This window comes from Endozoicomonas sp. (genome assembly GCF_031844845.1).
Classification (GTDB): Bacteria; Pseudomonadota; Gammaproteobacteria; order Pseudomonadales; family Endozoicomonadaceae; genus Endozoicomonas.
Genome location: NZ_JAVRMB020000045.1, coordinates 1 through 13,440, shown reverse-complemented (window position 1 = coordinate 13,440; position 13,440 = coordinate 1). Strand labels below are relative to the sequence as shown.

Sequence of the window (13,440 nt, the reverse complement as noted above, 5' to 3'; positions counted from 1 at the left end):
CCAGGACCACAGCACGCGGAAGAACATCAAGGCAGATCTTCAGGCCGGAGTTCCGGTGTAATGATAAAAGTCGGAACATTAACGCCTATGTTGAGAGGATTACGATCATCGTGTGACACCGTCAGACCAGAAGGCTCACCTTTGGCAGCCAGAAAACCGATTCCAGCGTTACAGGACGATACTGCAACCGTTAAAACACCTCAGATGAGGCTGAAAACCAGCACAGCTGAAGGACAGTACCAAACAGAAGAAGCTACACCAATCAGAAAGGCAAAGAGTCCTTCATTTTCTTCTCATTTGCCCACTGCTGAAAATCAACATCAACCCCCCGGGACGACTGCAAATGATATAACGGCTTGCAAGAAATTCCATATCTCGGGATCTCGAGCACCACAACACACAAAATCTCAGCCAAAATTCAGCGACATGTCAGAGGCTGTCAAACAGGTTCACTGGTTAGAAAATAACGGTTATTACGCTCAGGCCGAGTTATGCAAAGCAGATATAAACCCCATTGCTTTTCAGGACAAGTGGCCTCCAAAATTTGCGTTAAAGCATGCCGTTAAATTAATTGAACAAGGCAACACTAACGAAGGGCTTAAATATCTGAATTATATCATTGAAAGGGATAGCTCCGTTGTAGGTCAAAAAAACTACCCACTTGGCTACTATTTTGCGGCTGTTCGTAAAAAAGCTATTATTTTAAAAACAAAATATCATGATTTTGAAAAGAGTATTCAGATACTTGAGAAATTACAGACTGATGTCTTGACTCATAAAAACAAATTTCCTGAAAAAATTTTTCCTCCTGATGTCGGTACAGGCTTAAGACTTTTATGGACAACATACCTCGAGGCTTACAGGTGGGATGATGCGGACAAAATCTATGATGCAGTTTTGGCGTCAAGTTTGAACAGTCCCGAACATGCGCAGAGACTAAGAGCCCAACAATGCAGTACAAGAAATCCTTCTGAACCTGAAAATACAGTAGAAGAGTGTGTAAAACTTAGAAATTTAATTACAATTGATAAAGAAAAAAACCTTTCTTATGTGATGAGTTTTTATTATGAAGCCTGTTCATATTGGTATGATGATCAGACAGACAGGGTATTGTCCATCATAGAAAAACATATTCCTGTAATAAAGTTTTCTTTGGTCGAGCAAACAACACCGGATAGTAAAAAAGAGACCACTTTTTTCTGGGTATTAAAGGCGTACTGCTTCTGGCTAGTAAAAATCGGGAAATATACAGAAGCCATGAATGTTCTTAAGGAGTTCAAAAATATTATTGATGCTATTGACAAGAAGTTAAAGCACGCCAGAGGCGAGAAAACGGTAAGCACTCAAAAATCACTGGCATCTCCGCCATCTGCTCTTTTGCAGTCCAACAAAACCGTAGATTCAGATCCTGAAAATCCGATTGTTCCAGTCCAGAATACTTATTACTGCAAAGCAATGGTCAAAATCTATTTTGAGCAAGGCAACTACAGTAAAGCCCGTCAAGCTGTAGAATTTGCCGTGGCGTATTTTCCCGATAATCATTATTTTGATTATATGTGGCTTAGGATTAATGCTGCAGAAGCCAACTCCGAAGGTGATAAACTCACCAGTAAACAGTTGAATGAATTGGAGAAATATCATGACTTACACCAGAATAATTACGGGGTAGCTCTGCACTATTGGCAGGTTTATTTTACCCATTTTGTTTATGATCTCTGTGAGAATAGATCTTATACTCCCGAGTTGAAGGATGAGAGAGACCGCCTTGCGTTAGCCTGCAAAGAGTTATGTCAGAAGTTCAGTAATCATTATGGTGTCTGGTCCTCAAGGGGGCATATTACTTCTTTTGATCCTTTGTGCAACTCTGATCAAGTAAATGCATTCCATGAGAAAGCAAGGCAATTACACACGATTGGAAAACAAAAGAGGCAGCATACTGATGATAAAGCAAGCAAAATATTTAAAGACAGGAAAGAGAAGGCTCTGCAATTCATCGTCAGTTCCCCACTGAAGTTCTCGATAAGTAAGCGTTAGGTTGTGTTAAAGTCGGCATGAGAGAAATGTTGTAAAATCAGCCTGACTTCAGTCGTTAAAGGATTTTTAGAGTCAAGGCTTAAGCCCGGTACTTCTTTAATCCGGTCATTGGCTTTGTGGGCTACCTGATGGATCATCTTAACCGATATTTGAAACGACCGTTTAATGTTTCATGGGGCCAGGCTCAGGGTCTTGCCAGATCCGCAGTCAGTTCATTGGAGAGCGGTGTTGACCGGCGTCTGAATAGACTACCGGCTTCAGTGGCAGTGGTAAAACCACGCTGATTACCAGTCTGATACATCAGCTTCAGCACTATCCTGAAGCGCTTCTGGCCGCATTTCCACCGGTGCTTCAGGATCGGTTGCTGGGGGTAAAGGTGTCGGCACTGGATGGCCTGCCACTCTTTCCTTATCAGGAAGGGATTGATTCGTTATCAAGAGGACGGTGGCCAGAAGCGACCCGGCACGAGTCCGGCTGTTTGCTGGAAATCAAATTTCGCAATCAGCCTGATTTGTTACGCCGGGGGAAAGAAGGCGTTAGTCGTCTTTTTCTGGGAATCCGCGATTATCCCGGGGAATGGCTGCTGGATCTTCCCCTGCTAGAGATGTTATGCAAAATGCAAGACCTTACCCCAGATTTCTGACCCCAGATTTCAGATTTTCTGACCCCGGATTTTCAAGCTGATTGTTGATTTGATGTACGAAGGCGGTATCGCCAACATGAACTACTCCATCTCCAATAATGCGGAGTATGGTGAGTATGTGACGGGTCCAAAGATCATTAATGACGAGTCCCGCAAAGCGATGCGTGAAGCGCTCAAGGACATTCAGAATGGTGAATATGCCAAGAAGTTCATCTCTGAAGGTGCTCTGAATTACCCGTCCATGACCGCGTATCGCCGTAACAATGCTGCCCACCCGATTGAGACGGCAGGTACTCATCTGCGTGAAATGATGCCGTGGATTACGGCTAACAAACTGGTTGATAAAGAGAAGAACTAATTATCTGACGTATAGTTTCTGAGCCGATAAAACCGGATGTTTCTTTTTGGGAAACATCCTTTTTTTTATTCAGGCTCCCGTGGCTTGCAGATTCTCCATTGCCTTCTTTGTACCCAGGATAATCTGCCTTCTGCCCGGGTGGTAATTACTGGCCTTGTTATAAAAGTACAGGGCTTCGCCAAACCGTTTCTGTTTCAGCAGAAAGTCAGCGTACAGTTCACTGGAGGGTTTGCCGGTAATGGGCGGACCATGCTCGTAAACCATACGGTCTTCCAGTCTGGCGGCATGATTGAAATGGTCTTCTGCCTGCTTTAAGTTTCCTTTTTCCGCTTTTGACATGGCCAGCATTTGTTGCTCCATAATCACTACGGCATCCTGCTCAGGCGGTGTCAGACCGGATAGATCATTTTTCATAAACTGCTGGTAGCGGGTAAGGGCCTGTTCCAGTTGCCCGATGTCATGCCGTTTCCAGCCGTCATAGCCAGAGGCGAAAGTGTCCATGGCCACAGCACCACAAAACGCATTATCGTGACTGATGGTGGTTGCCCTCACCGCCCGGTTTTCCCTACTGCTGCTACCGCTGTCCACCAGAAATCTTGCCCTGGTCAATAACAGGTATTTTTGGGCGGTGCTCGAGTGATTTGTACGGAAGAGGTTTTCAAGCCATTTAAACCCCTTAAACGCTTCTTCCGTCTTACCCTGTTGAAGAAGACTGTAAACTATCCAGCTGTAGCCGTGATATTCCAGAGTTGCGTCACTGAGATTCAGCTCTTTGGCCCGCTTAATAGAGGCGGCCACGGCCTTCTGGTTGACCTCAATGATTTTTGCCCAGTCACCGAGGGTAATGTAGTAATGGGAAGGCATATGCCGCGCGTGAATAGAGTCAGCCGCGATGCCGGAAAAACTTTTCGCCGCCGATCTTGCCAGATAAGACTGTACCGGGTTTTCAGTGCCATGAAGCAGATAGTGAAGCGCTCCCGGGTGTTCAGGGTTGTTTGTCAGCACCTCCCGGAAAAGCGTGATGGCTTCATTATTAGTGATGAAATCCCGAATGCCCCGCCGGGTGCCAAGCACACTGTAGCCATAGAGTACTTTCACATCAGGATTATCAGGAAACTGCCGGTAAAGGTCTGCCATGGCAAGTCGAAACTGCCAGATTGGAGAACCGGTCTCATAGGGTTTCAGGTTTTTCGGGTTGGGTGATGCTAACTGTCGGGCCGCTTTTATATAGCCTCTTTCCAGCGGTGAGAGTTGCCCATAATCAACGTTCTGGTCCATTTGTTTAATGGCGGACTGAGCCAGCTTGTGATCAAAGGAGTTCCAGATCAGCTTGTTACCCGCGATAATTTCCCCCCAGTAAGCCATTGCAAAACCGGGGTCAAGACGCTGCGCTTCTCTCAGGGACCATAACGCTTCAGGGAAGGCGTAGGTATGCAGCAGTTTCACGGCGGTTTGAAAATGCTCATTGGCCATTTCATTTTGGGAGGTTACCGGCATATACATCTGCCCCAGATGTGTACCCCCATGCCAGGGTGGAAAAGGGGGCACATCATCATGGTAGTAAGTGGCCCGGGAAAGCGATGGTGTCAGAAAGAGAACAAGGACGAGTGAAAATAGAAAATGTGGAATAGCCATAGGGACAGCCTGCTTTCAGATTAGATAAATTCTAGCTGAAAGCGGCTTTTTGTCTTGAGTTGATCAGGATTCTCTGAGGGCTTTAATAAACTGCGACTGATCGATGGATACCTGCATATCACTGATCAGGCGATCAATATCTGCCTTGATAGTGTTGAACTCACCTTTCAAAGCACTGATGGCCCGGGCATTAAGATTATGTTTGAGATAAAGAACCTGATCCTGAAAGGCATCCAGAACCGGCTGCATCCGTTGTTCGGATTTCTCAAGACTGGTGATCATGCGCTGGTATTGACGTCGGGTGTCTTTTAGCTTTTGGGAGCTGGCTCTGCGGAGGCTGTCACTTTTATAGAGGTTCAGTTCATCTTCCCATTCATCGAACAATGCGTCAGAGACACTTTTGACACTGGCAATCCGGTCTCTGACTTTTTCTGCTGCAGATAAGCTGTCTTCATACTCGGCGTTCAAATCCGTATAGGCGGATTCGAGGTCGCCGCCATTAAAATTAATGACGATCTGAAACTGTTCAAGAGCACTTTGAAACTGCGCCTGTGCCTGTTCCTGTGCAGACTGGGTGTCTTCGATGCGATCCACCATGATGTCACGCTTATGGATACCTACTTTTTTCCTAGTTAGAGTAGTAGTAGCGGGTTGAACGTTTCGCCCCGGTGGCCGTGGGTGTAACTGTCCACTCCCCATTGGGTAAATGACTGATTCTCGCTCAGAGTTGCGGCGATGGTGGCAGGGCAACGGTATCTACTCAGCGCTTTACCGGTGATCAGGACTGCTGATGAAGCGGGTGTTTCCCTTGAGGTGGCGGTAAGAACCTTCTTCACGGTGGGTGCCCGTCTGGAATTGAACTGGTACAGGGGTGCGCTTTCACAACTGGAGGTCACTAATCACTGGCAATCCCTGGCCCGTGACAGCGCCAGAGATGAGTTGAACTGGCAGCAGAGAACGTTATCGGTTGGCTTGATTGGCGTAGCTCAGGATGGCGTACCTATTGAACAGACTCTGGAGCAGTGGATCATGGAAAATCATGCCATGGTGTCCCGCTGGCAGAATATGCTGGCGGATATTCGCAGTGCTCCCCAGGTAGACCTTGCCATGTTCTCGGTGGCCAACCGGGAATTAATGGATCTGGCTCAGGTGAGTCTGCATGGTAAGCACTGATTTGATTTTAAATGCAAGAGGAAAAAGGATAAAAATCACCATATTGACATTATGGTTGGATTTATGGGTGTCCTTTATTTTTTTGGATGACAGTAGGAGATGGGGGGGCGGCAAGTTTTAAATTCTGGTTCCTCGGGGGCAATGACCATTGAACTCTCATTTTCTACGGCTGACACATTCTTTGATGCAAATACGGCCCAATTGGTTTCTATTTACCCACTTAAAACTCAAAAGAACCAAAATTCTTCCGTCACAAATTCTAAATGGAACAATGTTACCGTTCCTGAGCGAGTGATGGATTGGGATGTTATTTAATTACAATTCCTTACAAGATAAAGTAATCATGATAGACATCAAAAAACATTGCCTCGTGTTTCTATAGAATCAGAACAAAGTTTTTAAACCCGCTTCATTTCTGCGGAATTACCTGGTTGCCAGGTGGCGAACTGGAACAAGTCGAATGCGCCATCTTTAATATGGTTGACGATATTGCCGGTATTTTCTGTGATGGCGCCAAAGCCTGCTGCTCCATGAAAGTATCCACCTCTGCGGGAGCCGCAGTGAAGGCATCCCTGATGGCCATCAATAATATCCGTGTTTCTGGCCAGGAAGGAATTATTGCCGGATGTGTCGAAGAAACCATTGATAACCCTGGCCTTTCAGGCAGTCAGGGTATGCGGGAAACCGATCGGATGATTTTGAAGATCATGATGACAAAATCTACCTGAATATTTTAATCACCCGGTTGTCTGATATCTGTAGAGGCTGTTCTCTTAAACAGGTATCAGTCAATCCTGTCAACAAAAGGAAGAAGTAATGGCTGAAGCAATCAATACAGAAAAGGCACCTGCTGCTATTGGTCCCTATGTACAGGCTGTGGATACCGGCTCCCTGGTATTTACTTCCGGTCAGCTCCCTATTGACCCGGCTACCGGAGAGATGCCTGAAGAGGTTGCTGCGCAGGCACTACAGTCTCTGAAAAATGTTCAGGCCATTATTGAAGCTTCAGGCCTGACCATGAACGCTGTGTTCAAAATGACGGTTTTTGTCAAAGACCTGAACACCTTTGCCACCGTCAATGATGTTTACCAGAAGTTCTTTGATGATCTTGGCGCTGGCTATCCTGCCCGCTCCTGTGTGGAAGTTGCCCGCCTGCCAAAAGATGCATTGGTGGAAATCGAGGCCATTGCTCAGCGTTGACATTTTTTTTCAAAGCCTGTAACCACGAAAGTTACAGGCTTATTGGATTTACATTCCCCCCCACAACAACACCGCTAAAATCTGTGGTGACAATATTCTCAAACACATCACCAGTGGATAAACCGTGGCATAGGAAAGCGCGGCCGCGCCAGATTTGTCATGCAGGCTATTGGCGAATGCCAGTGCAGGAGGATCAGTCATTGAGCCAGCCAGCATACCGCAGATAGTCAGGTAGTTAAGCCCACCAAATATTCGACTGGTAATTCCGATGACCAGAAGCGGCACCAGGGTAATTACGGCACCGTACATCATCCATTGCAGACCATCACCATTGACCAGGATATCCACAAAGCTTTCACCGGACTTCAGACCAACCACCGCCAGAAACAGGACGATACCAATCTCCCGTAATGCCAGGTTAGCGCTGGGAGGCATAAACCAATATAAACGACCAATGCTACCTATACGCCCAAGTACCAGAGCTACCAGCAATGGCCCGCCTGCCAAGCCAAGCTTCAATGCTGCCGGTAAACCCGGAATCTGAATAGGGATTGATCCCAGCAGAATGCCCAGGCCAATACCAATAAACACCGGCATCATCTGCACCTGCTGCAGCTTCTGCTGAGCGTTACCTACCTGATCAGCAACGGCATCAATAGACTCTGGGCGACCGACAAGATTCAGAATATCACCAAACTGCAGTGTGGCATCCCGGTTTGGAACCAGCTCAACACCGGAACGGTTCAAGCGGGAAACCACTACGTCGTAGCGTTGCTTGAACTTCAGGTCGATCAGTTTTTTGCCCAGAACCTTTTCATTGGTGACCACCACCCGGGAAGTTCTCAGCTCTGTCCCTTTGGTGGTCAGAGAAGCATCCACTTCTTCACCAAGAATCAGACGGGCATTCTGCAACTTCTGCTGGCTACCCACCAGATGAAGAATATCACCCTGCTCCACCGTAGTACTGCCCTTGGGAACGACTAAATCCTCACCACGCTTCAGCCTGGAGCAAACCAGTTCGCCGTCATTTAAGCCGGGGATATCCTGAAGAGCCAGGCCATCAATATTGGGATTACGAATGGCGACATTGATCGTGTAAAGGCTTTCATTACCCGTACCCGACACTTTTTCAAAGGCTTCTGCTTCCTGATCAACATTAATATTGAACAGTCGACGTATAAACCACATGCTCAACAAAATGCCAAAGATGCCAAAGGGGTAAGCTACTGCATAGGCTGAACCCGGGAGCGCCAGCATACTGGCAGGGGTACCCAGTTCCGCAAGAATACCGGTTCCTGCAGCCAGTGATGGCGTATTGGTCACCGCACCGGAATAAATACCCAGCACCACCGGCAGAGGAACATCAAACAACAGGTGTAGCCCTGTTGCGACAAGGCCACCCAGTAACACCAAAGCGGCAGCAAAAGCATTCAACTTCAGCCCACTGCTTTTTAAGGAGGAAAAGAAACCCGGTCCCACCTGAATACCGATGGTATAAACAAACAGAATCAGGCCAAACTCCTTGATGTACTCCAGAGTATGATTGTTCAGATTGATATCCATCTGATAGACAAAATGCCCCACCAGAATTCCCCCAAACAGAACACCACCAATCCCCATACCGATGCCGCGAATGCGCCAGTTGCCTATCCACAGGCCCAGCACAGCCACCAGCGACAGAATCGATATGGATATCGCTATATCGCTCATTATTTTTCCTGAAAAATGAATATTGAAAAGAAGGTTAGAAAAGCATCATCACCTTACCAAACCCTGACAATAAATCCGGATGACACAAGTCAACTTTTTAACAAACTGGATTTAACCAGTAAAAAAACCAGAAGGAGAGAGGGGGTGCAATTAAAAGTGCTACACCGCTGTCATTCCGTTCAGGAGGTCAGGGCCCTTATCTGTATAGGCAACACCTCCGCTGTCATTGTGTACAGGGATTGTACACAATCCATCTGGCAGGGATAGCCATCCACCGGCAGTCACCTCCCTGTGGATGGATCCTGTACAATCCCTGTACAGGATGACAGCGATCAGGGAACACTTTTAATTACACCCCCTTGGCACAGGCTCTCACGAGATTACACTTGCCGTCGGCTAGTGGTTATCATCAGCAGGCGCCTTTACCGCCAGTCAGATGCAGGTTCTCCCACAGGGGACTTTCACCCCATAAGTTCATGCCCATACCGGGCGTACCAGGTGCAACGGTTCGGACTGCCTTCGGCAGCCGACCATACAGTCGTTGGCCCTAAGTGAGGAATAGGAAGTATGGATCTAATTTTACAGATATGGGGAGGGGCGTTCTATCTTATCAACAAGATATTATTCGCTCTTTCAGAAGGCAAGCATGGTAAAACCGAAAAGCAACTAAAAGTGTCGGGATGGTCAATTTATATTCTCGGCGTTCCTGCATGGGTGATTATCTTAGTTGGCCATCAAAACTGGATAGCTGCAGCTATAGAGGCTGGCGGAATTCCTGCTATGTTACTTGGCTTATATAACACTTATCACGATCACAAGAGACCTCATAAAGCGTTTAATATTTTTGTTATTTTGTGTACTTATTCGTCTTTAGCTTTTGGCCTTATATACAGTTTGAGCATTCATGGAGGCATTACATCCGTCTCTCAAGTTCTAGAAGTAGGTGTAATGTCAGGATTCTTAATGGGCAGTTATTTTATGGCTAAAAACAATCCTGATGGCTGGTTATTTTTTATGCTAATGAATCTAAGTATGGCGAGTTTAATGTTTTTGCAAGAGAAGCCCATATTGATGGGTCAGCAATTATTATCTCTTTGCTTTGTTTTATATGGATTTAACAAAACTCGAAAGAGGTGACTGCTCCCCGCCCTATCGGACTCGAGGACTCGAGAGCCTAAAGGCGAGGCTTCCAACTTCACAGCCGATTCTTTGAACTCTGCCGTATACGTTTTTGATTTCTTTTCTGACATTTGGACACACCTTAACGGGCTTCGATATTACCCGTATTTATGTGTCCGGAAAACTATAACCACATCACACCATGGTGGCCAGTTAATACTTATAATCCGCAAACCCTGACGGAAGGACAATCCTGCTGAGCTATCCTCCCCTGTACAACCAGATTATTCTACATACACTCCGACCAATGAAATCGAATATTCAGGATAATGAATATGAAGCTGGCCTGTCGGTTAATGACTGCTTATGAAAATAATCTCAATAAATTTTTTCTTCTGATGACCTTTCTTCTTTTAGCTACGGGTGCCTGCCATGCCCGGGCTTCTGAATGGGGTATGGGAGTTTCGTTTCAACAGAGCAGAATCCCCTATAAAAACACACTCTCAGACACTGTGGGCAACACCATTCCCAGCATTTATTACGAAGATGACAACCTCTTTTTCCGTGGTGATGAGTGGGGCATCAAAGCCTGGGCGAATCATCGGTGGGCAATCAATCCTATTGCACGACGTCGCTGGGTTCACTTGCCAAAAGCCGTTCAGAACAAATATCAGGAAGACGCAATCGATGTCGGTGTCCAGGCTCTCTGGCAAAGAGCAGAAAACCAACAGTGGCGTTTTGAACTGCTCACTGAAAGCGACTGGAAATATCAGCTCTATGCAGGTCATGACTGGCAGCTCAGGTATGATCGGCTGCAACTGAATGCCAAGGCAGGTTTGCGCCTGAAATCCGGAAAATACAACAGTTACTACTACGGCCTGAATTATCTTGGAGGAGAAGACATCAACGGAGGCGTCGATGGCGTACTCAGTATGGATTTCCGTTATCCATGGATCGGCAACTTTTATTTGACCGGTGGTCTGGAATGGACACAAATGGATGCAAATGCCCGACACAGTCCGGCCATTGACAGGAACGGCTATGGTACCGTCAAACTGGGTGTTGCATTTTTTGAGCAAGGCAATGACATGGATGCATCTATTCCCGATGACGCCTATTTACGCGTAGCTCATGGCTGGGCAACCCCCTCCAACATGGGTGAAATTTTTCGGGGAAATGGCGTTAAAGACTCACACAATAATCAGATGACTTCTGTCTTTTATGGCCATCCACTCCAAAAAGGCTGGCTACTGGAAGCTATGGACGTTTATCTGGTGGGCGGACTGGTCTACCACGCGAAATCCAGTGTTCAGAGCGTGGGATGGGAAAGCGTACTTGCCATAAAAGCGTACTACAATTTCGCCTGGCCCGTTCGCTGGCGACTGGGCGTCGCCGAGGGCATGTCTTACATCAGCAATTTAACCTATATAGAAAAAAATGAGATGGATGAAAAAGCTTACAATCCTTCCAAACTGATGAATGCTCTGGATCTCAGCCTGGATGCGAATCTTGGCGATTTAACCACCATTAAAGAGCTGGATACTGCCTGGTTTGGCTACAGCCTGCATCATCGCTCTTCTATCTTTGAGCGCGCTTCACACTTTGGCAGAATTAAAGGTGGAAGCAACTACAACACCATTTATTTACAGTGGCACTTTTAACAGGCAACAGGCTTCCCTAAGGAATTGTCCCGAAATAAAATCCGCATTTTACTGCGGCTTTTAAAAGGCCGTTGTCCGCAACGGGCATCGGGCAGCGTTCGTTGAAATGTCGAAGTTATTAAAGGACAGTTCCTGACGGCCTCTTCTACTCGGAGACAACTCCTTAGAGCATCTCGGTAAATCCTTGTCGTGCAAATGTTCATAGTGAACATTTGCACGTTGTTCTGATTCCTGCTCAATTCATAAAATAGAAACCTGAAACGGCATGTCTTCTGTATTTATTTGACGAGCGTTAATTTCAGTAAATATCTGAAACAACAAGCTGCCTTGTTTTTAATTTACGTTTTATGGAATCAGACACAATGAAAAAGGGTTTGAAAAAAACCTTGATGGCTTCTGCCCTGGCAGTGGCGTCAGTGGCTTCTCTTGCTAATGCAGCGCCGGTTACTGCGCCGGCAAAACAACCCAACATTCTCGTTATTATGGGCGACGATATTGGTTACTGGAATCTGAGCACTTACAACCAGGGGATGATGGGTTATAAAACACCTAACATCGACCGTATTGCCAATGAAGGCGGTAAATTCACGGACTTTTATGGACAGCAAAGTTCGACTGCAGGACGTTCTGCCTTTATTACCGGACAGATGCCAGCCCGTACCGGTTTGACCAAAGTGGGTATGCCAGGGGCTAAAGAAGGTATCAGTGAACTGGACCCGACTATGGCCGTTATGCTGAAAGATCTGGGCTATGCCACCGGACAGTTTGGTAAAAATCATCTGGGTGATCGTGATGAGCATCTCCCAACCAATCATGGTTTTGATGAATTCTTTGGTAATCTTTATCATTTGAATGCGGAAGAAGAACCAGAGCGTGAAGATTACCCTGCAGATTTTGCAACGCCTCCACGGGGTGTTATTCGTTCTTCAGCGGACGGTAAAATTGAAGATACCGGCCCGTTGACGAAAAAGCGTATGGAAACAGTTGATGCTGAATTCATGGGCGCTGCTAAAAACTTTATTACCGATGCAGTTAAAGAGGGTAAGCCCTTCTTTACCTGGATGAATACCTCACGCATGCACACCAAAACCCACCTGACTGAAGAGTCTCGCGGTAAGACCGGTCTGGGTAAATGGGCTGACGGCATGGTGGAACACGATGGTCAGGTGGGTGAATTGCTTGACCTGCTGGAAGAGCTGAAAGTCGACGACAACACGATTGTTCTTTACACCACTGATAATGGTTTCCAGCTGTTTGAATGGCCAGACGCCGGTATGTCACCTTTCCGTGGCGAGAAGAATACCGGTTGGGAAGGCGGTTTCCGTATTCCGGCACTGATCAAATGGCCGGGTGCTGTTGTGCCGGGTAGTACCTATAACGACATCGTGTCTCTGGAAGATTTCTTCCCGACATTCCTGTCTGCTGCTGGCAACCCAACCGTTAAAGAAGATCTTCTTGAAGGTGTGACTACCAAAGCTGGCAGATCTTACAAGGTTCATCTTGATGGTTATGACCAGACAGATTACCTGACAGGCAAAGCCGAAAAATCACCTCGTGATCAATTCTGGTACTGGTCTGACGATGCTGACCTGTTGGCAGTTCGTAGCAATGAGTGGAAAGTACACTTTTCCATTCAGGAAAAAGAAACCGGACCTGATGTTTGGGCTTACCCGTTCACCAGACTGCGCGTTCCCAAGCTCTTTAACCTGAAGATCGACCCTTTCGAGCGTGGTGACTCCGGTATGCTCTACGAAGAATGGCGTCATGAGCGTCCTTACCAGGTTTTCCATCTGATCAATCAAATGAAGCCAACTCTGGCTACGTTTGCTGACTACCCTCAGCGTGCGAAACCAGGCAGTTTCACCATTGATGACATTATTGAAAACATGAACAACATGAAAGACTGA

Annotated in this window: 13 protein-coding genes and 1 pseudogene; 10 read left to right on the top strand and 4 right to left on the bottom strand. The window is 46.6% G+C overall.

Annotated features, from left to right (window positions below):
* The coding region (locus RM811_RS02030; RefSeq protein WP_402520267.1) for a hypothetical protein at positions 1–2,034 on the top strand (2,034 nt) is incomplete at its 5' end.
* 184 nt (positions 2,035–2,218) lie between these two features.
* Here RM811_RS02030 and RM811_RS02025 read toward each other — a convergent pair.
* On the bottom strand, positions 2,219–2,347 hold the full coding sequence (locus RM811_RS02025) for a hypothetical protein (RefSeq protein ID WP_402520265.1): 129 nt from the start codon (positions 2,345–2,347) through the stop codon (positions 2,219–2,221).
* Here RM811_RS02025 and RM811_RS02020 point away from each other — a divergent pair.
* A complete protein-coding gene (locus tag RM811_RS02020; RefSeq protein ID WP_402520271.1) occupies positions 2,315–2,677 on the top strand; it encodes a YcjX family protein in 363 nt (120 codons plus the stop codon). The genes RM811_RS02025 and RM811_RS02020 overlap by 33 nt on opposite strands.
* Positions 2,678–2,711: 34 nt before the next feature.
* Positions 2,712–3,035: pseudogene (locus RM811_RS02015) on the top strand (ketol-acid reductoisomerase); the annotation flags it as partial.
* A gap of 69 nt (positions 3,036–3,104) precedes the next feature.
* Here RM811_RS02015 and RM811_RS02010 read toward each other — a convergent pair.
* Entirely contained in the window at positions 3,105–4,670 is a 1,566-nt protein-coding gene (locus RM811_RS02010) for a hypothetical protein (RefSeq protein ID WP_402520263.1), read from the bottom strand.
* Between the two features lie 63 nt (positions 4,671–4,733).
* Positions 4,734–5,369, bottom strand: coding sequence for a DUF2959 domain-containing protein (locus RM811_RS02005; RefSeq protein WP_402520261.1), 636 nt, complete (start codon positions 5,367–5,369; stop codon positions 4,734–4,736).
* Between the two features lie 36 nt (positions 5,370–5,405).
* On the opposite strand from RM811_RS02005, the gene RM811_RS02000 reads away from it, so the two are divergent.
* The 4 genes from RM811_RS02000 (at position 5,406) to RM811_RS01985 (ending at position 7,043) form a co-directional block, all read left to right on the top strand.
* Positions 5,406–5,843 (top strand): hypothetical protein, encoded by a 438-nt coding sequence (locus RM811_RS02000; protein WP_402520259.1) that lies wholly within the window; start codon positions 5,406–5,408, stop codon positions 5,841–5,843.
* A gap of 141 nt (positions 5,844–5,984) precedes the next feature.
* Entirely contained in the window at positions 5,985–6,158 is a 174-nt protein-coding gene (locus RM811_RS01995; RefSeq protein WP_402520258.1) for a hypothetical protein, read from the top strand.
* Positions 6,159–6,205: 47 nt separating this feature from the next.
* A complete protein-coding gene (locus tag RM811_RS01990) occupies positions 6,206–6,571 on the top strand; it encodes an L-serine ammonia-lyase, iron-sulfur-dependent, subunit alpha (protein WP_402520269.1) in 366 nt (121 codons plus the stop codon).
* 88 nt (positions 6,572–6,659) lie between these two features.
* Positions 6,660–7,043 carry a RidA family protein gene (locus tag RM811_RS01985; protein ID WP_402520256.1) on the top strand — a complete coding sequence of 128 codons (384 nt, stop codon included), beginning with the start codon at positions 6,660–6,662 and terminating at the stop codon, positions 7,041–7,043.
* A 48-nt stretch (positions 7,044–7,091) separates the two neighbouring features.
* Here RM811_RS01985 and RM811_RS01980 read toward each other — a convergent pair whose 3' ends face one another.
* Entirely contained in the window at positions 7,092–8,753 is a 1,662-nt protein-coding gene (locus tag RM811_RS01980) for a putative transporter (protein ID WP_402520254.1), read from the bottom strand.
* Positions 8,754–9,320: 567 nt separating this feature from the next.
* Between RM811_RS01980 and RM811_RS01975 the strand changes: the two genes are divergently transcribed.
* From RM811_RS01975 to RM811_RS01965, 3 genes are all read left to right on the top strand, one after another.
* On the top strand, positions 9,321–9,890 hold the full coding sequence (locus tag RM811_RS01975) for a nicotinamide mononucleotide transporter (RefSeq protein WP_402520253.1): 570 nt from the start codon (positions 9,321–9,323) through the stop codon (positions 9,888–9,890).
* 317 nt (positions 9,891–10,207) lie between these two features.
* Positions 10,208–11,533 carry a MipA/OmpV family protein gene (locus RM811_RS01970; RefSeq protein WP_402520251.1) on the top strand — a complete coding sequence of 442 codons (1,326 nt, stop codon included), beginning with the start codon at positions 10,208–10,210 and terminating at the stop codon, positions 11,531–11,533.
* Positions 11,534–11,895: 362 nt separating this feature from the next.
* Positions 11,896–13,440, top strand: a complete 1,545-nt coding sequence (locus RM811_RS01965; protein ID WP_402520249.1) for an arylsulfatase — start codon at positions 11,896–11,898, stop codon at positions 13,438–13,440.